The following is a 25,716-nucleotide window of genomic DNA, read 5'->3' as shown; positions in this document are numbered from 1 at the left end:
AGTAAAATGTAAAAGTCAAAAACGTTGAGGAAAAGCATTTAGTTGCTATTTGCCCAACGTTTTTATGGTTTTTTTATGGCATTTGCTTGTGTTTAGATATCACTCATTTATCCTGACCACACAACCTCGGATTTTTCAAAAAACATCTAACTCGATCACTGCAAACCCATGTTATCTAAATCGCTCTGTCACGTTCAAAATCACGTCTTTGGACTTGTTCCCAAAACCCGATGTTTTCACGATTTTTGCTCATCCGATTTTTACGTTCAAACCTCGGAAACCCTTTATTTCAAGGCTTTTCTACACTTTTACTTCTCAACCCTTGACATCAATACGACCGGCTCAACGTGTGTTGGGTGCGTGAAAAAGATCAAAAAGATAAATTTGATAAATTGGTGACTCATTGTAAAATGAAATTGAACTAATATAAAAAGCCCATAGATGACTATCTGTGTTATGATTTAATCACTACAAAAAATCTGACACGGAGGATAATCACTATGGACTACCCTAATAATACCACTGATTCGAGGAAAAATAAACACCTAAACTACGAGGAGCGAATGTTTATTCAACTTCGTCTTCAAGATGGCTTTACCCCCTACAAGATAGCAAAGCAGCTTGGCAGGGCAAGGAATACCATTCTAAATGAAATCAGAAGGGGTACAACAACACAAATATATGCCAAAAAGAAAGTTGATGTATACCTGGCTGCCACAGGCAAAGCAGTCTATGACAACAACCGTAAGAACTCCTGTAAGCCCTTTAAAAGGCTACAATGCAGTGACTTCATAGATTATGTCACCAAAATGATCAAAGAAGATAAGTGGTCACCCGACACATGCGTTGGTCGTGCGCTTAAATCCGGAAAGTTCAAGCCTTCTGAAATGGTATGCACCAAGACTTTGTACAATTACATTGACCTTGGACTTATGAGAGTAAAGAACTCTGACTTACCCCTTAAGCTTCAATACAACACAAAATCAAAACGTACTCGCAAGAATAAGAGGAAGCTTGGCAACAGTATAGAACTACGACCAAAGTCAGTTGATCAGCGCAATGAATTCGGGCACTGGGAGATAGACACTGTAATAGGTAAAAAGTCCAGGGGCGAAGAAGTCTTGCTGACCATACCTGACTTTGGAAGGAAAACAAATAAAAATAAATAGCATAACTTCTAAAACCTTGAATTCTCAAACGAATTCAGGGTTTTATTTTGGAAAAACATTGTTTATCTATGTACACTTATAATCACTTATGATATAATATAAGTAAATAGGTGTTGGAGGTGCCAGATGTATATCACAATCAGCGGAAAAGGAAGTCATCGCATTGTCCAGTTGCGTGATGATCGACGAGTTCCAGGCACAGATAAAAGAAAAGCGGTCATCGTAAAAAATTATGGTAACTATGAAAAGTTGCTGGCAGAAAACCCTCATATCATTGAGGAACTGAAAGAAGAAGCAAAGCGCTTAACACGGGAAAAGAATGCTGAGTCTGCTCCAATTACCTTAACTGTGCCCACAAAAGAGATTACCTCCGCCGAAGACGTGACGTCTTCGTTCCGTTTCGGACACGCCCTGATTCAGAACCTCTGGAGAGAACTGAAATTGGAGAAGTTCTTTGAACGATATGCTGGAAAAAGAGATCCTGAAGAGCTAATACAAAGCATCTTCTACCTCTTGGCTAGGAGATGTACGGATCCCGGCAGTATTTACAGCTGTTATCAAGTACAGAGCCAATATGCTGGTCATACGGAACAGACTTTGGATGCACTCTATGGAGTTTTGGATATCCTAGCAGAGTCTAAAGAGGATCTCATTGAATTCCTATCTGTTTTCTTCCAGAAGAAAACGAAACGAAAGAATGGTTGCGCCTATTACGATGTCACCACTCATTCCTTTGAGAGCACCAAATGGGGTGAACTGAGAATGTTTGGTTTCTCAAAATCCCACAAAAACAATGAAGTTCAAGTAGTTATGGGACTTCTAATTGATAACAATGGGATTCCTGTAACCTATGAACTTTTTCCTGGAAACACTATGGATCAGTCAACTTTAACGAAGTCAGTGGAAAGACTGAGAGAGTTATATCGTTTAGAGAAGATCACAGTAGTCGCAGATAGAGGACTTAATAGTGGTACAAACCTAGGCTACCTATGCTCACAGGATCATAACTTTGTAATCAGCTATACGCTGAAACGATCCACGCAAGAGTTTAAAGAACTGGCCTTGAATCCAGAAGGATGGAAAGTAACTTCGGTAAACAAAGAGAGCGGCGAGGTTCTGACCATGGAGAAAGTGGTGGAACAAACATTGGAATACAAGACAGAAGGTCTAGCGCTGGACGCACCGGAGGGTGCGGAAGAAGGCATAAAGAAGAAGCGTGGACGACCTAAAAAGTATCAACACCATACTGTTCCGGTGAAGATCCATCTGACATGGAGCGCTAAAAGAGCGTCGAAAGACCGCGGTGATCGGCAACGAATGCTTGAAAAACTGATGAAAAAAATGGATAAGCCTTATCAGATGAAAGCAGCGGTGAAAAGAGGGGTAAACCAGTTCTTGGAGATGGAACTGGAGACAGAAAACTGGAAAATCAGCGAAGAGAAAATTAGGGAATCTGAAAAATATGATGGATATTACGCTATCATCACGAACAATCTAGAGTTATCAACCCTTGAAGTAGTTGAAATCTATCGTGGTTTGTGGAGAATCGAAGAGAGTTTTAGGATCATGAAGACAGATTTACAGGCGACCCCTGCTTTTGTTTGGACCGATAAACACATCGAAGGACACTTTGCATTGTGCTTTTTAGCCTTAACTATTATGAGATATCTACAGTATAAGATTGCAGATCACACTGGAGCGCAGGTATCCGCTGCAAATCTCATGGAAGCTTTGTCAGGACCTACCGTTATTACGCAGGGAACTTATCCCAGTATTACCGTAACCCCGATCAATATAAACCAGACATACCTGGACATCAGTAAGATTCTTGGCATGGCCGCACTCAGACAGAATATGACTTTGACTCAGTTTCGGAGTGCAACAAAATTGAATTTAGTGAAGAATCTAGAATAAGTGTACAAAAAAACCGTTGGAAACGAGGTGTAAACCAGGTGTTTCCAACGGTTTTATTAATATTAAGTTCTAAAGTCAGGAATTACATTGACCTTGGACTTATGAGAGTAAAGAACTCTGACTTACCCCTTAAGCTTCAATACAACACAAAATCAAAACGTACTCGCAAGAATAAGAGGAAGCTTGGCAACAGTATAGAACTACGACCAAAGTCAGTTGATCAGCGCAATGAATTCGGGCACTGGGAGATAGACACTGTAATAGGTAAAAAGTCCAGGGGCGAAGAAGTCTTGCTGACCATAGTTGAAAGACAGACCCGAAACGCCATCATAAGAAGGATCCCATCAAAAACAGCTGATGCAGTATCCAATGAGTTCCAGAAGATACGATCATTTTTCGGTGACAGGTTCAGCAAGGTGTTTAAGACCATAACCTCCGATAATGGGTCGGAGTTCTCAGAGCTACATGAACTGGAGTCTAAAACATCTACAAAAGTCTACTTCACCCATCCTTATTCATCATTTGAGAGAGGGACAAACGAAAGGCACAATGGGCTGATACGTCGCTTCATCCCAAAAGGGAAAAGCATAAATGACTATGCTGATGAAGACATTTCCTTCATAGAGGAATGGATGAACTCATTACCCAGAAAGATCCTTGGATACAATACACCAGAGGAGCTCTTTGAGGACGAACTGGATGCAATCTATGCATCATAGCAGAAGCCATCGAGTTTTCATGTAGGCCTTTACGGCATCGAGTGCCGAAAGGCCAACTTAGAGTATACTATGCTAAAAGTTGTCAAGGTCGGGTAGTATTTTCGATGAAAATCTCCACCCTTCCCGTGACAAATCAATCATAATACAGTACAAGATCTGTTAGGCATGAAAATTAGTTCAATTTGTTATTGCAATTTATCTTGATAAATTGGTTTTCATTACGTTAGATTTTCATTTTTTTACTGTTTATGAAAATCCTTTCCCTCTCCTAGCTTTAGAGCTACAACGTAGTGTGTAGCATACGCTTCTTCTATTCTTGAATCTCCGGATTTACTAAAACGCAAAGGAATCTTCCTGCCTTTTACACCCCACTGATTGTATGCAGTCCATGAGGGCTTCATATGATTCTATTTCGCATATGTCCTAAGCTCTCTCATTATAAAGGACAGGTTACTCAAGTTGGATTTACATACCTGTTCAAGATACGGCACATGCCCAAACCTCCAGCTTTCATAATCCTTGACTGATAATATGCCTACACCCATTATCACATCTATAGGAGATATATAAATCTTTTCTTGCAATATGTTGTTCATGACCGAGTATATCTTCCGCTTCAATTCAACATTATTCATAGGCTGTTTTTCCTTTTCCGAAGCATGATTTACCTCCATTCCCCGGACATTTTTATATTAAATAACCCTGACGCCTGTAATGCCTGGGTAATCTCGCTTTTGAAGGCTGAATGCCGGGGATATTTGCTCCTATATCTTTCAATGAAATCCATACCCTCCTGCTTTTCCTCTCTGTTCGCTAAAACCTCTGCCATTGCGACCAATAGTCCGGCTGCTTTATGATAACTCCCTCGATGCTGGTTACTGACAATTGCATCTACCCGGTGTCCTATCTCATCCCTACACCATTTTAAATAAAATTCTTCTTGTTCCTTGGTTAGCTTTATAGACTTTTTTATAAAATCAGTAACCTTTAGGTACTTCTCAATATATTCCTTATTTGCATTATCACTTGTATTTTTAATAGCATCCTCCCATTGTTTGCAAAGAATTTTTGAATGCATTCCTTCCTTTGATAAAACTGCCATCATAAAAGTAACAAACAATGGTTTGGGATTCTCACTGGAGCTCCATCCAAGGGGACCTTTGCCTTTGCACATTTCAAATACCTTTTCATACTTTCCACTTAGAAGCAAAGTATTGAATAATACTCCTTCGGTTGCAAAAGATGCACTTTGCTCTCTATTGTGGTAGTTGCTTTCAGGTATCCTACCTTTACCTTGAAGTTCCATCACCCTTTGTTCAGCTTCATCTTGAATTTCTTCAAAGCAAGCACATTCAATAGCACTAATATATAAGTCAAGTAAATATCCTATAGAAGGATCGGAATAAAAGCTTTCCCTATACCCTTCCAGTTTCAGCTCATTATCATTCAATCTTTCTCCTATCCTTGAAATGGCTTCTGCTATTTTAGCCCTTACCGCATAATCCCGAGGAATTCTGGACAATCCTTCTCTGGCAACCTGAATAACTGAATCTTTATCGTCTTCCATCTCCAAATCCGCAATCCAATCCAAATATGCTTTAGGATATTTCGCTGCATATTGCCTTGCAAACTCAGAAATAGCCGGGATACCCCCCTTAATAAAAACAGCTTCCCTCAGTAACTCGCTGACATTTATCTGACTTTCACTTTTCAAATATTCAATCCAATTTGTTAGAAAAGCATCAAAATTCGGTAACACAGAGTCTAAGGCATCCATAATATTTTTTAGTTTGATTCCATGGGCCAGATATCCATATTCATTCATTGATCTATACAGCGAAGCGGGCCTCTCTTTGGAAGCGGAATTCATATATACGGATCTCAGAAAGAGTGCAACCTGCTCATCTATATCCGTTTTTAACATATTGCTGTAATCCGGATCACCAGGAAGATGCCCCGGTTCCCATCCCATCTCCAATATATCGAATAACCTTCTATATGCAGCTTCGGCCAGCTTATATTTCCCTCGCAGCAATAATTTTCTTGCTTGCAGAAAAAACTCGTCCATTTCCTCTGCCCAGCTTTCGTCACCCCAATCTCTTTCCTCTTGGATAGCATCATCCCAGCCCCATCCATCGCAATATTCACCATTCTCCACTCTCTGTGCAAAAGCTTCTATCTCATCCATCAGCGTATCCTCATTGGAAATAACTTCTTCATTCTGCCTCAAATGCATTAATTTGCCCAAAAACTCTTGTCTTCCTGAAGGATGTTCTTCGCTGGCCCAGTTCAATATCAGGTTTCGGAAATCTTCTGTAGAAAGATTTCTTAAACGGCTCCTTACTTCTTCCATAAATTCTTTATAACTTAATACACCCATGCTTCATCTCTCTCTTCATTATGTTTGATTTAGTATTTCATCAAGCGTACCTATTAATTCATTTGCAATACTCAGGCTATCCAACCTCATGATACTTTCTTCGGAATTTCCAAAGCTCAAAAGATTTATGCTGCCATACCAAACAATCCTCTGATCAATCACCGCAAACTTTTGATGGATATTTGATTTAAAAATAATACTGGCTCCTGTATTCTTTATAGAACTAATCATCTCCTCAAAGGTAAGCCTGTCCCTTTCCTTATAATCTGTTTCAGGCAGGGTAATGATGGTAAGCTTTGCACCATTGTTAATCCCGGTCATAAAAATACTTAACATCTGATCTAAACGTTTTTTAGTAACATAAGGACTGACAATGACAATGTCTGATTTAGCAGACGTAATATCATTACTGAAAACTGTTAGGAAGTTGCTATTGTCAAAAATCGTATTAATAGATTCAAAAGACCTGCTGTCACCCTTAGCCGAATATCCGATAGAGGCATATCCCTTCAATCTTTTTTGATACATTCTTTCAAGTACACCTACATGTGCATCCACATAATCATAAATCTGAACTTCACTCTTATTCTGATATAATCTGTGGAGCCTGCCCGCATACTGTTGAACTGTACCTTTCCAGGCTACAGGCATTGCAAGAAACAAAGTATCAAGTCTTGGTTCGTCAAAACCCTCGCCAACAAATTTGCCGGTTGCAACTATGACAAAATTACTCTCTTCCGGTATACTTGAAAGTCTTTCAAGCGCAGCTCTTCTTTCCTTTGCAGACATACCTCCTGTTAATGTAATAACATTCGGGAGTACTTCCTTTAAAGAGCTTGCAATCACTTCAACATGTGCAGTTCTTTCAGTTAGAACAATGGGATTGCGGCCCTCATTTGCACTTTCAATAACATCATCTACGATTAATTTGTTACGGATCTGACTGGTGCTGATTTCAGCATAAATTTGTCCAATAGACCATTCCTTTTCATCCTGGCCGATAGGTTTTCTGAAAGGAGTAAAGCGCGGAATGACATAATGCTCAAAAGGTCTTTTTTCAGCTTGTTTTCTGGCATCCACTCTATACCTGACCGGACCGCAATGCATGAATATGATGGGGTGGTGTCCGTCCTGCCTTACCGGGGTTGCTGTTAATCCGTAAACATATTTGCCATCCACGTTTTTTAATATCTGTTCGAAACTAAATGCCGGAACATGATGGCATTCATCTACTATCACCATGCCGTAGTTGCGGATAAAGTCCTTAACCTCATCTCCCTTTACCAATGACTGCATGATAGCAACATCAATGATGCCACTTAGATTGTTTTTTCCTCCCCCTATCTGACCAATAATACTTCTGCTCTTTTTTCTGCCTCTATTCTTAATTTCTTCAGAAGGAAGGGCTTCTCTGATTACGAGAAACTGGTTCAAACGCTCCTTCCACTGCTCTAATAATTGCTGAGTATGAACAAGTATAAGAGTATTTACTTTTTTTACTGATATAATTTTCGCTCCGATAACGGTTTTGCCAAATGCAGTCGTTGCGGATAATACACCGATGTTATATTGTATCATTGAATTAACAGAATCTTCCTGCTCATCACGAAGCTGGCCGTTGAATTCAACGTCAATCTGTTTTCCTGAATAGCTTTTATCAATCCATTTGACATCCACCTTGTGAACATTAAACAGGTTTATCAGATCAAGCTCACATCCCCTTGGAAGACACAAGTACTCAGGCGTCTCGTCAGATAAGGAAATAATTCTTGGCTTATCAAAAGTCGGCAATCTCATAGCTTGAGCCTTATAAAAGTCAGGGTTTTTAAAGGCTGCCATACGTTTAATAATATTCAATGCTTTATGTGAAAAGCTATTTTTACTAATGTAAAGCATATTTGCTTTGGTTATATAAACAGTGTCAGGAAAATCAGACTTGCATAATTTATAATTTGTCTTGCTTCTCTCCCATGGCTTGCATTCTTCATCTTCATTCTGCCTTAAATCACCCAATTCACTGCCACTGCATAGTTGCGAAATATATAGGTCAATTTCACTTTCACTGAGCTTTCGAATAGTGCTCAAAAAACTCCATTGATCCTCATAGGGCCGGAGGTTTTCATCTATAAAAACACTGTTGTTGTTTCTTCGAGCATTTAATTGTAAAGGTAATGCGATGAGATTCCCAAGACCACCTTTAGGAAGTGTATCCTGATTTGGAAACAAGCGGTCATATGAAGAAAATTTGATTTCATGCCTTTTAACCATAGCATGTGTAAGAAGTGCTGTACCAAATTTTCTGGCCGACGCAGCGCTCACCTTGTCATCAAAAAAGAACCATACATGCGCTCCATTCCCTGAACGAGAACGTTCAACTGCAAATGGAATATTTTTTTCTGCACAGATATCCCTCATGGCTGATATATCTTTTTCCCAGCCTTCATCATCGAAATCAATAGCGAGGAAATAGCAGGTTTCATCCGGTAGCATAGGATATATGCCAAAAACATCTTTGCCCCTGAGATGCTTGTCTATTGCTGCAAAGTCAAAATTTGCATAATTTCTACTATCGCATTCGGAGCATTTAATCCTTGGCTTATTACAAAATCCTCTTGCCCACTCATTCAAACATACAGGAGAATACCCCGATTTACCCTCTTTGTTTTGCCACCTTTTTGCATAGACATCATCCCTGCCTCTAAACAATGACATAAACAGGTTAATTTTATCCTCCGGGGAGCTACTATTGGTTACATATCCTGGTTTGACTACCTCAACTGCCTGGATGTTATTTATCTCTATTGAGGCTTGAGCATCATTTTTTATATAGGGTGATGTCACTGGCAATCCAAGCCGTTTCCTATAGTCCTCATTTTCATTTTTTAACCTTTGATTTTCCTCCAGCAGCTTCTGGTATTTTTCGAAAAGCTCATTATATTCCATTTTCCCTTACTTCCCAATACCCGTTTTTTCTTGAACCAACCCTCTCAATAATTCCTTTCTTTTTTAAATCTGATATGTTTGCCTCTATATTTCTTTTTTCTTTTTGATATACCAAAAATTTTTCAAAATTTTAGAAAGTCCAACTGTTGTTATTCTGCTGTCTTATTTCATAAGTTCAGTAATCTTCATTTGAGTTTCATTTAATCCGATGTTTATACCGATATTTATACCGAAGTTTCCCGAAGTTTTTCTGCGGAATAAAATTGTGAAAAAGCCTGTTATTTCAAACTCCGGTTCAGGTATTCCAGCTTCTTTACAGGCTTCCCTCATCCTGTTGATGCCTGTCCCCATTTTTTCTATATAGTGAATATGGTGTAATAGGGAAGCAATGATAGGATTCCTCGTTATACTCTTCTTTCCGAAGTCTTCTAAAGTCATACCGTGAGGAAGGGAACCAGGATTGCTGATTTCAACCTGGTCATCAAAAATCTCAACCATCACATTGGCCCCTTTTTCAAAATAATCCCTGTGGCAAACTGCACTGACAACCGCTTCCCTGATTGCTATTTCAAGTATTTCAAGAATCTCTTTCCTACGTATTTCTTTGATTTCATATCTCAAGTTTAAATGCTTCTTAAGAAATAAAATGGCTTCATCAATAATAGTAACCAAATCGCCAATCAAATCTTTCCGGTCAAGAACTGTTATCTTTTCGGTTCCTTTATATAAAGCACATATCACTTGAGCCTGCGGAATATATTTCATAGTCTCTTTTAAAAAAAGCACTCCCGCATTTGTTAGATAAGTTTTTCCTTCTGACTGTATAAAAGCAATAATTTCATTTCGACCAAGCTTTTGAGAATTCGGGCCGACTCTGAGGAAAAATCCCTTTGAGCAACTGTACGACTTTTCTTTCCTTCTGGCACTGACAGGATGATGATAATATTATTAAAAACATCAAGTTTTACAGTTTAGTCCGGTTGAATCTGCCTTAGCGTGTCCTGGATACGGGAACGGACGGTATTACTGATATCAGTACCAGTAATTTTGCCATTGTCATCAACACCTATAAATATACGTCCGCCGGATGCATTTGCAAAAGCGAATACTTCTTCCACAAGGTTCTTATCCACACTTTCTTTGAATTCAACTTTATATCTTTCACCCTCTTGAAGGATGATTTCAAGTTCAGTCTGTGTCATAAAATTCAACCTCAACTTTTTATGATTTACAATACCTGTACTGCTTGGTAAATATCGTTATCGTTATTTTATTCCCTAAGAAGAATTTATGCAAGATTTATACTCAATTTTCTATTCATGCCCGTTTTTACCGAATATCTTTTTTATACACTCAAGGGTAACCCAAAATCAGAAGATTTCCCAAGTGCCCCAAGCTCTCTATCCATCAGTATTCACACGTTCGATCCTCACGACGGTTTCCACATGTTTTGAGTTGAATTGATAGCTATCAAAAGTACGTTTTCAATCCCTGTTTTTGTTGGGAACACACACATCCAAGCTCGTAGATGGAAACATATCAAAATTAACTATGGTTTGGGGAATAAATCAAAGGTAATTTTAACACTATTGGGCAGGAAGTTTTCCATCTTGATAGTGTTACAATTGATGTTGAGTAATACAAAATACCCACATTGAGTCATTAAATAAGAACACCTCACTTTTGGTTTGACAACAGTAGTGAGGTGTTCTTTTGTTAGAAACCCTTCTTGAACTCAAAAAGCTCGTCGCACCAATCTATTCAGTAGCTGGAAGATCTCCCAAAAAACAGTCTGAAATCTTTCGTTCGCTGATTCTGATGGTTTGTTTGAGTTTGCCTTTGAATAAATGGGTGGATAAACTCTTGAACAATCCAGTTTTGCAGATTACTTGCGGCTCAATCGGGGTGCTGCCCTATCCTGTGTATGAGTAAAAGCAGTTAAAGCGTAGCACCACTTTTCATCAGGGTGTCAATGTCAAATCTCTGCGCCGCAACTGTTAAATTTCAGCGTCGCAAGTGTAAACCCTATCCGGTTCGCAGTGTAAAACAGCGCCGACATATTCAATATGCACCTTCTCATTAACTATATCGCAGTTCAAATTGATACAATATCTGCCGAATCCACTTCATGGACCCTGGAGTGGATTCGGCAGATAATAGTGCTTTATTTTACACCACTTTCCAGCAAACGGGTATGGCTTATCTTATAGTTTCTGCCTTAGCTGTATCGAAATCCCATTGGGATCATATACCCAGAAATAGCGACTTTTGGCGTCTGGCGTTTTTATTTCGGAAGGATTGAGTCCTTTCGACTGAACTAGTTCGTGCTTTTCATCCAGGTCTTCTGTTTCAAAGCAAAGGGAGACTCCTTTACCTTCCAGTTTTGGAGTTTGCGGCATGCAAACCAATTCAATTTCCGTTTCTCCCTTGCCGTTTCCCAAAAACACCACTTCTCCCATTCCTGTTTTGATGCGGCGGGAAATCGTCATTTCAATGACTGTTTCGTAAAATTCGATCGATTCCTCAAGTTTTTCAACCATCAAAGTAACTTGTTTGAAATGCATAACAAATCTCCTCTTCATTAAATAATATTTTTGAATATAATAAACCTACTGAAGCAAAAAGCAAAGATAATCGAATGTTTTGCTTGCAAGGGTTTTGATACTTTCTTCATTTTCAAATTATTTGGAGGGATTACAAAGGGCCTCCGGGCGCTGAAGAAAACAAAAAAACTGAGGAATTTGCCCAGTCACTCAGTCAATAAAATTCAAGTGATTGGAGTATCAAAGCGCCAGGTTTGCTGTTTTCATTTAATCGCAAATTGCAAGTGCAAGCTGAACACCTCGGTAGAAAAGTAGCCAGAAAAACGTTGCAGCATATTCCTCATCTAAATATAAAGAGCTTAACTTATCAAGATGGAAACTTCCTTTTTACTAAAAAGCATAGGCCCTCTCAAAATTTCATATTCAAGATGGCCTGTTATGATTTAAATTACTTATGCGTTTCAGATAACAATTTGCCTCCTGCACCTATGTTATCCATACTGTTCTCTTTGATTAAGACATGGAATGCCTGCTCCGGGATACCTAATACTTCTACTGAAGCCTGTGTTAACTTTTCAACAAGTTCGGCTTTCTTTTCTTTAGTAAGTTCGGGCCCGTCAAACTGTATAAATGGCATATTTTTACTCCTCCTTATTTAGCTCCCTATGATAAATCCACATAGTTAATTTTCAACTTCATTATATCACAAATAACTTGAATAAACACAAAAAAACGAGACCACTGAAGGTCTCTTTGGTACTGCATATAATATAAATGATGCGCAACAACTATTATTATATTATTTCCAATCATTAATAACCTTGGTCATCAATTTTCCAATCAGTTTTTTTATCATCCCTTATTAATATCCATTGATAATTTTCATAAGTTGTACCTGGATTTAAAACAGGATTATCACCTGAATCGTCAACCTCAAAATTTGATAACAATACAATAACATTTTCAGATTTAGCTCCATTTATTGAACCGTTACCACTTTCTAAATAGACTTTAGTCAACTTCTCTGCTTTTTCTTCATTGTACATTATTTTTGTTAGGGTAGAAGCTGGAAACTCAAAATTATCTTTAACAATTTCTATTGCCCTATTTATCTCTTCTTCAGTAAATTTAGTAGAGTCCCCGATATCTATAAAATGGCTTTCTGGCGTTTCCATAAAATCCTCTAATGTTGCCGAATATTGAGGAACAAGGTCATCAATAAACACTTGCCATTGTTCCAAGTCATTTTTTATAAATTCAATGGCAACCTGTAGAGGGTCTCTAAGCCCTGGTTTATGCCCATTATCAACTTCATTTTGCAGTTTCCTATAATAATCTGCTATCATAATATCTGTTTCTGGGGTAACATAATATACTGTACCGTTTCCATCCATCCAGCGTTCTACACACCAAATCCCATGTTCTCCCTGAACAATCGGCTGAGACAAAAACAGTTGGCAGGTTTCTCCTGTTGACAAAGGAAATTTTACAACAATATGATTCCCACTGTATGTTTCCCTTGGTAACATTTCTCTAGTTTCGAGAAAAATGCGAAGCGCAGTTTCTTGTCCTGCCAGTGTAGAAAGATCTGCTTCACCACTCCAAAGGGTACCTAAAAACTGCGGTATAGCGTAATCATAGGAAAAGACCAATATCGGTTTACCCATACTAGCCTCCTCCGTAATCCAACCGTCAACTTCATTCATACCTCCTGCCAACATAATCTTACTCATATCTTCGGGTTTAAGACGGTATTCGAGACTCCACAACTCTAATGTAGCTGCAGGTAGCAGTTCATCAAAGGATACTATTTTCTCAAGCTTTGTAATTTTCCTATCTATAATCTTAAAATAATTATCGTCGGTGTTATAATCTGCAATTGTTTTTTCAATAAATTGATTAGCATAATCCTCTATCGACAACTGCTTTTCTTGAGGATTACTCATAAGCCCTACACTAACTGCTACCACAGCGATAATTGCCACAATAACAACCCAAAACACTGGCTTTTTATAATTTAGCACGTTTATTATCCTCCTTTTCACATTTCCCTCACCAAAAGCAAGAGGACTTCCATTTAAAATATGCCGTCCAGTAGCAAGGGATAATAATGATTTAGCATAAGGCTTTTTAATTTCTTCAATTTCTTCATCCATTTCTCTTAATACTCTTTCGTCACAAGAAAGCTCCATATCCGTACTCATTAACATGAACGCAATCCATACAAGAGGATTAAACCAATGTATAGACAATATTAAAAAAGCTAATATTTTAATGATATGATCTTTTCTCTGGATATGGGTCTGTTCATGAAGGAGGATATAATTTCGCTCCTCTTTACTCAATCCAATAGGTAAATATATCTTGGGGTTTATTAGGCCAAGCACAAATGGTGTTTTCAAATTCTCCGATTGATAGATATTCTGCTCTATTAGCCGTGCACTTTTAAGTTGTCTTTTTAATCGGAAAACGGACACTAAACTGTAAACAAGCAATGCTATTATTCCAAAAACCCAGAGGTATGTCCCTAATTCTACAAAAATCTGTGAAGGATTTACAATATCTCCAACTGTTGGAGCAGGAAGTGATTGACTTACAAAGGAATCAACTGCTTCCATCCCACTATTAACCTGTGGACTTTGCTGATAAATGATATCACGAGGGATTGGAACAGAATTTGTATTCCGTGGCATAAGACTAAACATGCTTTCAAAGGAGAATGGAATTATAAGTCGAAAAGCAACCACACCCCATAAGGCATAGGAAATGACTTTTGGAGCTTTTTTTAGTATAAGTCTGACAATTATCACAAAAAGGATCACGTAGCTTGCCGTAAGACTCATATTTAAAACAGTAATAAAGAGTCCACTCATTGCTACACCTCCCCATGCTCATCAATCAGCTTTTTCAACTCTTCAGCTTGATGTTTACTTAATTTTTTTGCCCCTATAAAAGCTGTTAGAAACTTAGGCAATGACCCTCCAAAGGTATCTTCAACAAAACCTATACTTTGCTTGGTATAATATTCATCCTTTGTAACTAGAGATGAAACTAAAGCATTTTCATTTTGAAAAATGCCCTTTTCACATAATTTCTTCAGTACTGTATATGTTGTAGATTTTTTCCAATTCATTTTTTGTTCACATAGTTTCACAAGATCGCCAGAACCAATCGGCTCGCTTTGCCATATTAACTCTGCAAACTTTTCTTCACTTTCTGCAAGTTTATATTCCTTCATGATAACCTCCTTGGTCTATACAATATCGACTTTGTGTTATAAGTCTATGCCTAATAGACCAAATTGTCAATAAGTATTCATGAAAATATATAAAGAACTATTTAATTGTTTAATAAAGGATACCAAAATCACCAACTAAGAGAATTCATCTCCTACTTGACGGTATCTACCAATTTCATGCATATACATCAAACTCAACACCCTGCTTAAATTAAACTGTGAAACTCTCTTTAAAAATCGTCTCTTAATCTTTGATGATCAATTACTGCATACAAATCAGCAAATTCCGGATTTATTTGTCCACTTTTAATAAGTTCCCTATACTGAGATTCAATATAGTTTTCAATATTCATCTACACTTTCACCCCCGATAAAAACAGTTCCTTAACTATTTATAGTAAACCTGTATTACATTCAAACAGCTCATATAGCCTCCGTTTTTTACAAAACATCTAAATCGACCACACACAAACCCATGTTATCTAAATCGCTCTGTCACGTTCAAAATCATGCCTTTTGACTTGTTTCCATGAAAAGATATTTTCACGATTATTGCTTATCCAATTTTACCGTTCAAACTCCGGAAAGCCCTTATTTCAAGCCCTTTCCACATACTCACTTCTCAATCCTTGACATCAATACGACCGTCTCAACGTGTGTTGATGGTATGGAATAGATAAATTGCTCAGTAAAATACACCAAAAAAGATGGTAAGTGTCTCCAAAAAATAACTTACAGTCATCCCAACTTATCATCGAAACAACTATGAGATACCAACACATCTCGGCTCTCTGTAAGAATTCCGCTTTTTTAAAAACTATAGATGGTAAATTGGGTACTTGTTACTGCTGGTATCATGGCACTTAGCTCAAATAATACAATACATATCGTCTTGAATATCGACTATCATTAGGTTCTGGACGGTAAATAGACTCGTAATACTCCCGTTTTTCATCAATACAAATACACAGTAATTTGCGATAACAACGACAAATCTCGGTTAAGAAGTCTTGGCGCACCCGAAGTCTAAAGCCAAGTGACAATTTCTCCCGTGTGTAACACTCATCCTGGTAGCCTTCCTGCCATGCCTCATACTTGGCAACAACTTCGCCATTTCTGAGAAGATTCAACCCTTCAAACGACAGATTGAATTCCTTTATGATGAAAGAGGTCAGAGTACACACATTTAAGTACCCCAAAAAAGTTAAAGGATTCTCGTGCTCGGCGATAATGGGGATACATTCGTCTGACTTTTCCAAGACTCTGTGTCCTCTACCAGATAGTTCTATCTGAGTCTGTTTAATTGTGACAGACATTGAGGAATTTGGGAGGATTCTCTCGGTCCATAATTCAAGTTCATCTAACCTATAGGATCCACCGTACACCTGTCGAGGGATCAGAAATCCTTGCAGGGAGATCTCTTGTCTATATGGAACATTGTACGTTTCTTCCTGAGCCATTCTCCGCTTCTCAAATATTGTTATCCATTCTCCATCATCACCCTGGATTCTTGTATCTCCAATTTCCAGAGATTTGAACGCGTCCAGCTCGCTGAACCAGGCCTCTTTGTCATGGACATTAAGTGGCTCGATGTCTAGAGGGCGCGGCATTAAACCACGGAAAACATATTCCGGATCGGCAGGCTGGATTGTCTGCCAGAGCCAGTTAATCTGTTCTTTGCTCATCTTCAGCTTTATAGCCACTTCGTCCAGTATGCCCCAAAGAGTCTCTGTAACAAGTTCCTGAAATTCGGTTGTAATCCAGACAACAGGCCAGCCCTGCGGATGTACATGGCCGTACCAGTCATCTTTTACACGGTCTCTCTCATCATCTATCGACCATTTTTGGGCAATCAGTCGTTCTTCAATGGCAGCCACAAGATTCCCCGGAGGTACTTGAAGAATTTTCTCCATCAACTCTACCTGCTTGGAAAAATCAAACAGGGTGTTTCGTTTTAGAAAATGCTTGAATTCAGGAGTAGAACAAGACGGAAGTATATACGACGAATAATATATGGCATCTGAGTAATTCTTATCTATACGCTGGACAGAACTGTTAACGGAAGCTTCAAGAGGAGAAGCTTCGTCCACACGGCGAAGAATACGCAGAACTGTTTGACGGCAGAAAAAGTCCTCCCTCTCAAGAATTTGGGCGAACACCTGCTGGTGCGGCACCAAGAGCTGGGGACAATGGGTAGCAAGACAGTAAAATACCGTCAGCAAACGACGCAGAATCCTTCCGGAAGCTGATACCATCCTGGTAATAAGCACAGGTATTGCCTCATCGGGTCTGGCAATCGCCAACTTCGTCACTGCCTTGATCAATCTCTCGCCGTGATCAATCTCAGAAGTCGACAACTCGTCCACAACAAAATTAAGAATGAGCTGGTTGGCATCGGCGGACGGTTCCTTGTACTCTTTCAGCCATGCATAGTTATCATTCTTAGGCAATTGCGCAAACATGCTTTCACAATGCGTCAGGAAGTCATTGAATACATCCTCAAGCATTTGAGGTTCATCCAGCACATCCAGTCCAGAAGCCGCAATAGGCGGTGTATCATAGCCACCACCGGAACCGCATGTTGATTCATAGCATTCCTTTAGGACAAACTTCTTCGCAGTTTGTCTGTCCCTTGCCGCTGCTGCCGCCAGATATTTTCTGTTATCTCGCCAACGGGACCAGCTTCCATAGCAAGCGTATGCTATCCCGAAGCACGATATGGCGTTAACATGATCTCCGAATTCCACAAAACGTTCAGCTAATTGTTCAATTACAGTTGCATCCTGCCAGCGACCTTCAGGCTCAGCATATTCCTTGATCGATATGAGGTCTTCTAATGTCTTGGCAGTCGTTATGTGATGTCTTAAAGAGGTATTTACTAGATCCCGTTCGTAAAAATGCTCATTCTGGTTCTTCAGCTTGTCAATCGTCTTCAGAAACTCAGCAAATGATACCCGGCATTTCTCAGCTATGCCTTCAATGGTTATGCTTTCACCATCCAGTTTGAACTCTGATGGTGGCTTAGCCCATGAGTCAGCATTGTCGTTCTTAACATTAGTGCTACCAGGGATGCCGAGCTCTTTCTTCAGGTCTTCGGGCCAGTGCCTAGGTGTGATCTCCGTTAGTATGAAACGTCGGAAGCGGTTTTCGAATTCATTGTAAATTTCTACTGAACAGGATTCGTGCACCAAATCGATGATGTGCTGCCTGGTTTCCATAATTTGATTACAATGCCTACCATCTTCGCTAAAGTGATTGGCAAAGAGCTCCGTGAGACACCAGAGGTACTCGGGGTCGCCCTCTTCCATACTAAGAATGTATTCCTCAAGGCAATCCTGCATCTTCCATCTTGCTATAGACCGTGAGAAATGAGTTAGCAAATCAAACGCGGCCTGCCGATTAACTTTTAAAACGGCCGCGAAAGCTTTCTGGGGAAACCACTTGGTCTCCCTGCCATCCGTAAGATGTGGCATCCAGTCCACCATTGACAGCACGCGAGCACACCGTTCAAGTGCCAATTTAGGCTGACGCTGATTGACGAGATTAAGGATGTCGATCAAGTGTAAAAGGGTGACATCCTTGTGATACCCATATATTTGCGATGAGCGTATGCCATAGCGGAGCCACTTTTCGGCATCATCACGCATACCACACTTAGCCATAATCGCTGAAAGCCAAATGAAATGATCCGAACGGGAACCACCTTTAAGCAAGGTTGACTTCTCATAGGTTTCGGCACAACTTCTCAAAATTGGAGCGAGCCTGGTGCCCACTTGCGGAATTCTCGCAAGGGTTTCCCAAATCCGAAGCTCAAAACCATAATCTTGACGGGATTCCCCTATTCCGAAATGTGTGTTCCATAGTATAGAGTCACGAAGGGAATCCAAGCCCATGACCCATTCACTCAGACGCTCTGGAAAATACTTCTGTACCTGCTCAGTAAGAAGGCCGATAGACAACTGCAGTACTTCTCTAATTAGCTCAATCGACTCGAAAATTCTTTCGCCTTCTCCTTGTTCAGCCTGGACAAGTATGTTGATACTCTGCCGCGCTTCTTCATACCAATCATGATCAGTACCTCGCAACGACTGCCCGATACAGTGACTGGCTACAAGCAAATGTCTAAGAGCCGCGTTCCAAAGTGTTCGAGCTATGCCGACCGTAGCGAAGAGGTTTGCATAGGCTTCCTCGTTACCCTCATAAGCAACAACAATGAAAGTGTATACATACTGCCTAAGCATCGGGTTGCTCGGGGAAACGTAAGCAGGTACTGCCGCCTTTGGGGCTTCAATAGTGCCAGCAATGGCAGTCACCTCGGAAGCCGGCATACCTGCCTTGGCAGCGTAGAAAGCAAGCTCGACATTGCCAGAAGGCTGCTCCTGTTCCCAGTACTCAGACACGTCAGTCCGCAGGTCATCGATTAGGTTGTAGCGAGCAAGAGCACGGATTATCAGATACCGCACCAATCTGCTTGGAAATATTCTTTTCACACGCTTGAGCCGCTTCCACTTGTCTGAAAATCCGAATTTAACAAGCGTATCAATATAGGCATCCAAGTGAGGGCTGTAGCCCGGGGCATATAAGTCCTGTTGTTCCAGAATCCCGGGGGAGAAGTTGAATTGCGCAAGCCATCGCAGCGGACGTACCTGATTCTCCCTATAAATGCCTAAGCATCGTGCTATACCTACAACCTGCGACCTTACTTCTTCTGCATTGTCAGAATGAATGCCTCTGAACTCGTTTGTGAAAACATCAAAAAGCCGCCGCCCAAGCTCCAATTTCCCTGATTCGGCCAGCCTATACATAACCGCAAGTGAGGTGCGACTGTCCACAAGCCAGTGATCCGCCTCTAGCGAATAGGCAAAGGCGATTACGTCTTGTTCCCTGCCCAGAGCGAGAAGAGCATCTGCAAGTAAGGCTCGATTGAGGTTGTTCTCAAGGCGGTCACCAGTTCTAAACTTCAGTGCTCCGAGACGACTAAGTTGAACTATATCTTGCCGATTGAATGCTGCTTCTATGGCCCAGTGTATCGCATCCAGAATTTCCGCGGCTGGCCGGCAATGCAGCAATGCGCGATCCACGAATTCTTCGTTAACTTCATCAAGAACATATGCGTAATCTTCAGCGTCATAGCAGTATTTAAAAACGTGGCCAAACCAGCGAGGAGAATCCTTGTTATCTTTTAGGAAGGTACAGATGTTACTTCTTATCTCCTTAATCCAGTCGTCAGACACCTGACTAATCACGAACTCACGGAAGCTGTTGTGAAAAACAGTCAATCTACAGTCAAAATCGCGCAGCAAGTGGGAGATGCATTTGTAAGCATCTTCAAAAGCTGGCCGATTAAGTGCCGCAATCTTATAGAGTTCATCCCTATGCACGCTAAAGCGCATACAAGCCATAGCTGCACACAGGTGTTTTGCCTCCCCCATACCAACTCGCTCAAACTCGTCCCAGAGAAGCCCATAGTAATTGCGAATATCCCCACCTGAGGCCGGAGTTAGAGAAGCAATGGCCTCCGCTAACGACTCGCTTGAGATGAGGATTTCAGCCGCATACCGCAAATATAGGGGTAGGCCTTCACTCCTCTTGTGAATCTCTACAATGTCAGCATGTGTCAGGCCTGAAATGCCCCGTTTATTTTCCAGATACTCGCGCGTCTCGGTTTCCGAAAATAGCGGCATCTTGATGTGACTGTCCGGGCATTCTCTCGCTCGCTTAAGAAAGTATGGCCACTTATGTAATTCTTGTGTACCAACAACTATGGTAACCCCCTCAGGAACATCCGAGGGCAAAGCCGATATCACCGTTTCTCTTATTTCCGGTTCAAGTCGTTCAGCGTGATCCAATCCATCAAGGAGAATAACGAATCGGCGGCCATGATCTACAAAGAACTTGGCCAGTGTTACCAGGCATTCGAAGAAGTTACGTTCGCTATAATCAAAACGTCTTTTGAGGACATCCGGGTATCTCCGGTGGAACTCACTCAGAAGGTTGGCACGGAGGCTTTCAGCCTGGACACGCATTCTTTGGGCGTTATCATTGACTCCGACGAAACAGTAGTATCTGAACACTTCATACATAGAAGTGCTAAGCGCATCGAAGTACATAGTCAGCGATGTAGATTTCCCGCTGCCAGGAAGTCCGGTAACAATCAAATATCCACCGTTAATGTGTGGCAACACCTTGTCAAGTTGCTCTGAAAGAGACTTCTGTTCTACGAAGTGGTCTTGGTTTACAGGAAATACCTGAGGAATAAGCAACTTGCTCTGGACTCGCTCTAATAGACTGTCAATAGATTGGGAAGTAATTGCTTCACGCGAGAAAATTGCATTGTTTTTAATGGCATCCTTAAGATCTAAAAAAATAGTATTATCCGATAAGCCCAATTCCTTGTCAAGAAGAACCGTTCGGATATATTGCTCCAGCTCCGATAGAGTCGGCTGTCGGAGTACAAACCAGAAATCTGTCAAAAATGCTTTGAATGAGTCTGTATCAAGGCCTGAGGCCGAGGCCAGGTCCAATCGTAGTTTTTTAGCATCGCCACGTTTGCGGTTTTCGATAACCTCACGTTTAAATGTCCCTTCCGGATTCACAAGATCAAAGAGAGCGCTATCCAAACCCCTGTTTGAGCATAAACATACAGTAAGCCTGCGATCAGGGAACCGCTGTTTTAAAAATTGCCAGCTCGTAGCAAATTTCTTAATGCTGACTGGACTGTCTGGATTAAGGAAGTCAACCATTTCGTAGTTTTCGAGCGAGTTAACAGCATACTTCACTTGATGGGCAAAGATATCGGATCCCTGGAAAAGTACGATGTCATCAAGGTTGCCAGATTTTTCGTACTCCAAAAACATTTCGAAGGGTTTACGGTCAATATATGCTTCCAAGGCCAGCCGCAGAGCAGTAAGGTCTTGGTATTCATCACCTTTTCGTCGAGAACTACCTCGTTTACCTATTTCGGACATTGTATTCCTCCTGCCTCAATAACTATACTCTTCAAACATAGATAATAAGGATTCTTCTCCTAATTATTAACGAATTCTTAGTAATAATAATTCTCAGTTTAGTTTTAAATTTGAACATGAACTTGCTCGTAGCAAATCACTTCAACAGAACATTCGTCTTTATGTCTATACATAAAACATACATCCCCAAAAAGATTAAATGTGTATAAGCAAATACACTTGGTTTCTTCCAAATTTCTATGCTCGGCCAAGTGTAGTGATAGGAACCGCTTGCCGTATTTTATTAACGACACTTGTATAAACATCTACATCCAGACCTTCTGCTACTTCAAAGGTTACAAACAAACCGTATGCCACTGTTTCTTTGCGATTTTCAGCATCTTTTTTACAATTGACTTTAATCTTTATGCTATCTTCAATATCCCATACAACTGCATTTTCTCCAGAAAAAATCTCATGTTGTAATGTTCCTCTGCGAACACTGTTCCAATCTGTATTCTGACGGGTGGAAAACAGTTCATGTGGCTGCTCAATCTCAAACCAAATTTGTGCTGTACGATATCTCTGTTTGGCTGGGGATATAGGTGAAAAATATGCTAATGTTACTGTTAACCTTCTTTTTACAAGTTGTGCTGAAAAGTCAAACGGTAACGGCAGAGTATATACATGCGCCTCATCTGGCTTCAAACCCCCTAAACCAATCAGAGTAATTCTCCTATTGGTGCACTCCATCACACGAGAAATATCTGGAACTCCATTTCCCAACCAACGATGAAGTCTATTAGGAGGCAACTGTGTCAGCTTCGATAATTCATCTGCACAAGTATCCCATGATGCTCCATGAGTTAACATACCTTTTAATAATATTGCGGTATAATTATTCGGAATCGAATTGCCTGTTTCATTAAAGAATATTTCATTGAGGACATCGTAACACTTACCAGCTTCATGAGTAATCTGAGCAGCAGCATCACTCGTCCCAAATGAAAAGGCTTGTCCTGATTCTGCACCATCTCCATATGGTGCTGCAATTTTACATCCTGGCTCCCTGCCACTTATAGGCCATCTAAGTCCACCATCTATTGAGCGTATTAAAAACTTTCTACCCCCATAGTAGTACAAATCAGGGGTTATGGCACGATTATAGCCTAATCCAAACGAAGATACCGGGCTTGGTAATCCATCGCTTACAGCTGCTGCCTGCCTTTCGTTTTCCATCACCTGACATGCATCTTTATACAAGGCTCCTATAGTTAAACTATTTATACTTTCAGCAGGAGATAAAACGCGAAGATTACGTATCTCATCTTTCAGATGTGAAAAGATTCGCTCATTTCGTTGTTCTTGTGTTAACCCCTTAAATTCATCAAAAGAAATTCCTATATTAAGTCCTCCGGTATTCTGGTTTCCAGCACTCACAATAAATAATACTTTATATTTAAAACTTAACCAATCTAACAGTCGTGCAAGAGGGCTCATAATACTTGTAAGTTGCCTTACCGGATCTCCGATAGAAATATTAATGACTTTTACAGTAGGAGCTACCGCAGGAGTTGCTCCCTCTCCTTCAAATATTCTCCTTACAGCACGATGAATAACATCAACAAAGATTATATCTGTTGGCACTCGCTCAATTGCATTTCCCCAAAAATCTAAAACAGGTTTTAATACGGGTCGAAAATAAACCTTGTGATTATGTACCTGATCATTTCTGCTTAAATCTCCATATATTATCAATGAAGCCATCGCCGTTCCATGGCATCGATATTTTTCTAAGTAATTATTTTCATAATTGTCCGGGTCGTCCACTATCAACCTTCCCGATAAAAGTCTATGATTTTGAACTGGCATGCCATCAAAAATACCAATTATTGGATTCGTATCGGGTTGAATATCTACTCGATCTGAATCTATATCTAAAGCTGAACTATCCTCATATCCTTTTACTACAGCTTGTGAAACGGGTCTAAAAAACATAATATCATCAATAGTAACAATGGAAATTTGATCATAAGTATCTACGAGTAATTGAATTTGCTGTCTTGGAAGAAGAACAAGCATTGAATGATAGTTAATTGATTCAATTTCGCATTGGCTGCGTACGACTCCCCCAAGTTCAACAACAGCTCGTCTTACTGTTTCATAAGCAACCCTGCGCTTAGTAGGATCATCCCTAAAAAACAATTCAATCTCAAAGGGAACTTCCTGATCCCCTTGTATTTCGAGGCTTTCTTTCCAATATTCCATAACATTTGTTTCATGGATTCTGTCTTCTGGACCCCATGGTCTAATAGTTTTGATATGAACAAAAACATCCCTTAAGCCGGCAAATCCACGTTCAAACAAACTAGTTTCACCAGCTACATACCTGTTCCATAAAGAAAGCAATTGATTCATAGCCTCTTGGTTTGACATTATGCAGTAAACCCTTCCGGATAAACTACTTTCTTCTCTCTGGCCAGAATCATCTATGTTATAAAAATCATTATCCGGTTCAATTTCATCTGTAGATGCTTCAAACATCCACTCCATTCCTTCAACTCTTTTAACTGCAGTATAAAAATTCTCAACAGAGCCAACGACTTCAAAAACAAGAGCAAATTCCGGATTTAATCCTACAGGTGAATTCTGAATAGCAATAGCCTTTTGTTGGAAAGCTTGTCTTAAAACACTGAAATAAGGATTAAGCCTGTCATATTGTCTTGCTATTGAGGGATATACAGGAGGACGTATAGGCACTCTTCTTTTAATACGTTCAGCCTGCTCTGGTGTTGGGAATAGAATTAAAGGTCTTTCCGGCATTATTCATCAGCCTCCTCTTGAGAACATGTATCTATGCTTTTTCGCTGAGTGCTCCAAAGTTTTAATACTTTTTCTGAAATAGTTTTTGTCGAGGCATTAGGTAGTTGTAAAATATATTGCCGGTATATCTCCAAAGCCAGTTCTTCTGCTTCAGCATAACTATAGCCTAGCGTACGTTTAGCTAAAGTACTAGGCTCAATACCAAAGTCAAAATCCTTTTCCTTTTCAAACATAGAAAACCATTTTTCTAAATTTGAACGAGTTGGTCGAGGTAAATCTAATTTCAATTGAAATCTACGCCAAGCTGCTTTATCTAGCAAATTTTCATGATTTGTTGCCCCAATGACTACAACATAACTTGGTAGTGAGTCTATATGAAGCAGCAGCGAACTGACAACCCTTTTAATTTCACCTGTCTCGTGAACATCACCACGTTCTTTGCCCAGTGTTTCAAATTCGTCAAAAAACAGCACACATTTTCTGGTCTTCACATATTCAAAAAGCTTGGAAAGTCGGCTAGCTGTCTCTCCAAGATATGCTCCGACTATGCCCTCATACCTAACAATAAGGAATGGTAACATCAGCGATTCAGCGATTGCTTCAGCTAAAGAGGTTTTTCCGTTCCCAGGAGGCCCAATCAATAAAAGTTTGTTTCTTGGTTCCACGCCATATGAACGCAATAAATCTGCACGTGTTTGCTCTTCAATTAAACCTTTACATAATTCAATCACATTGGAAGGCAAAACTAATCTGTCCAGTCTTTTGCGAGGAGCTTTCTCCCAAAATAAAGACTGTTCATTCACCCCATTTTTCATAATGACAGGCGAAGTACTTTCTTTTGCTGTTGGGCGGCTAGACATTTTTAATAATTCTTCAATTTTATCTGCTAAAACACCATGTTGCTTCGCGCGTTCTTCAGCGCAAATAGCTTCAGCTGCTTTTCTAAAATTAACATTATCACCAATAAGACCGTTTTTTATCAATTCACATAGCAAATCTGCTCTTGCCATATGCGCGTCCTCCCGTTTATAAATTCCCTA

Annotated in this window: 16 protein-coding genes and 1 pseudogene; 3 read left to right on the top strand and 14 right to left on the bottom strand. The window is 40.0% G+C overall.

The window, feature by feature from the left end:
* The first annotated feature begins 500 nt into the window (after window positions 1-500).
* The 3 genes and pseudogenes from EC328_RS04495 to EC328_RS04485 all read left to right on the top strand — a co-directional run.
* Window positions 501-1,169 carry an IS30 family transposase gene (locus EC328_RS04495; RefSeq protein WP_128425686.1) on the top strand — a complete coding sequence of 223 codons (669 nt, stop codon included), beginning with the start codon at window positions 501-503 and terminating at the stop codon, window positions 1,167-1,169.
* 126 nt (window positions 1,170-1,295) lie between these two features.
* A complete protein-coding gene (locus EC328_RS04490; RefSeq protein WP_128425685.1) occupies window positions 1,296-3,083 on the top strand; it encodes an IS1634 family transposase in 1,788 nt (595 codons plus the stop codon).
* 59 nt (window positions 3,084-3,142) lie between these two features.
* Window positions 3,143-3,802: pseudogene (locus EC328_RS04485) on the top strand (IS30 family transposase); the annotation flags it as partial.
* Window positions 3,803-4,209: 407 nt separating this feature from the next.
* Here EC328_RS04485 and EC328_RS11710 read toward each other — a convergent pair.
* From EC328_RS11710 to EC328_RS04420, 14 genes are all read right to left on the bottom strand, one after another.
* A complete protein-coding gene (locus EC328_RS11710) occupies window positions 4,210-4,422 on the bottom strand; it encodes a hypothetical protein (protein WP_240671528.1) in 213 nt (70 codons plus the stop codon).
* 44 nt (window positions 4,423-4,466) lie between these two features.
* On the bottom strand, window positions 4,467-5,726 hold the full coding sequence (locus tag EC328_RS04475) for a hypothetical protein (protein ID WP_206363926.1): 1,260 nt from the start codon (window positions 5,724-5,726) through the stop codon (window positions 4,467-4,469).
* 474 nt (window positions 5,727-6,200) lie between these two features.
* Window positions 6,201-9,125, bottom strand: coding sequence for a TOTE conflict system archaeo-eukaryotic primase domain-containing protein (locus EC328_RS04470; protein WP_128425682.1), 2,925 nt, complete (start codon window positions 9,123-9,125; stop codon window positions 6,201-6,203).
* Window positions 9,115-9,240, bottom strand: a complete 126-nt coding sequence (locus EC328_RS11810; RefSeq protein ID WP_276318546.1) for a hypothetical protein — start codon at window positions 9,238-9,240, stop codon at window positions 9,115-9,117. Before EC328_RS11810 ends, EC328_RS04470 begins: the two co-directional genes overlap by 11 nt.
* 47 nt (window positions 9,241-9,287) lie before the next feature.
* Entirely contained in the window at window positions 9,288-9,890 is a 603-nt protein-coding gene (locus EC328_RS04465) for an ATP-binding protein (RefSeq protein WP_128425681.1), read from the bottom strand.
* A gap of 206 nt (window positions 9,891-10,096) precedes the next feature.
* Window positions 10,097-10,327: an AlbA family DNA-binding domain-containing protein gene (locus tag EC328_RS04460; protein WP_128425680.1), complete on the bottom strand. Its 231-nt coding sequence runs from the start codon at window positions 10,325-10,327 to the stop codon at window positions 10,097-10,099.
* A 1,002-nt stretch (window positions 10,328-11,329) separates the two neighbouring features.
* Window positions 11,330-11,689: a VOC family protein gene (locus EC328_RS04455; RefSeq protein ID WP_128425679.1), complete on the bottom strand. Its 360-nt coding sequence runs from the start codon at window positions 11,687-11,689 to the stop codon at window positions 11,330-11,332.
* A 427-nt stretch (window positions 11,690-12,116) separates the two neighbouring features.
* Window positions 12,117-12,305, bottom strand: coding sequence for a 4-oxalocrotonate tautomerase DmpI (dmpI, locus tag EC328_RS04450; protein ID WP_128425678.1), 189 nt, complete (start codon window positions 12,303-12,305; stop codon window positions 12,117-12,119).
* A 175-nt stretch (window positions 12,306-12,480) separates the two neighbouring features.
* A complete protein-coding gene (locus EC328_RS11605) occupies window positions 12,481-14,541 on the bottom strand; it encodes a M56 family metallopeptidase (RefSeq protein WP_206363924.1) in 2,061 nt (686 codons plus the stop codon).
* Window positions 14,542-14,543: 2 nt separating this feature from the next.
* Window positions 14,544-14,906, bottom strand: a complete 363-nt coding sequence (locus EC328_RS04435; RefSeq protein ID WP_128425677.1) for a BlaI/MecI/CopY family transcriptional regulator — start codon at window positions 14,904-14,906, stop codon at window positions 14,544-14,546.
* A 230-nt stretch (window positions 14,907-15,136) separates the two neighbouring features.
* The gene (locus EC328_RS11805) at window positions 15,137-15,259 is read right to left on the bottom strand and encodes a hypothetical protein (RefSeq protein WP_276318545.1); all 123 of its coding nucleotides are present in this window, start codon (window positions 15,257-15,259) and stop codon (window positions 15,137-15,139) included.
* Window positions 15,260-15,769: 510 nt separating this feature from the next.
* A complete protein-coding gene (locus tag EC328_RS04430) occupies window positions 15,770-21,874 on the bottom strand; it encodes a P-loop domain-containing protein (RefSeq protein WP_128425676.1) in 6,105 nt (2,034 codons plus the stop codon).
* Between the two features lie 237 nt (window positions 21,875-22,111).
* Entirely contained in the window at window positions 22,112-24,676 is a 2,565-nt protein-coding gene (locus EC328_RS04425; RefSeq protein WP_128425675.1) for a S8 family peptidase, read from the bottom strand.
* Window positions 24,676-25,686 carry an AAA family ATPase gene (locus tag EC328_RS04420; protein WP_128425674.1) on the bottom strand — a complete coding sequence of 337 codons (1,011 nt, stop codon included), beginning with the start codon at window positions 25,684-25,686 and terminating at the stop codon, window positions 24,676-24,678. The genes EC328_RS04425 and EC328_RS04420 overlap by 1 nt, the downstream gene beginning before the upstream one ends.
* Window positions 25,687-25,716: the final 30 nt, after the last annotated feature.

The organism is Gudongella oleilytica (assembly GCF_004101785.1).
GTDB classification, from domain to species: Bacteria; Bacillota; Clostridia; order Tissierellales; family Tissierellaceae; genus Gudongella; species Gudongella oleilytica.
Note: the sequence above shows the minus strand (reverse complement) of the source record. Positions and strands in the feature narration are given on the sequence as shown.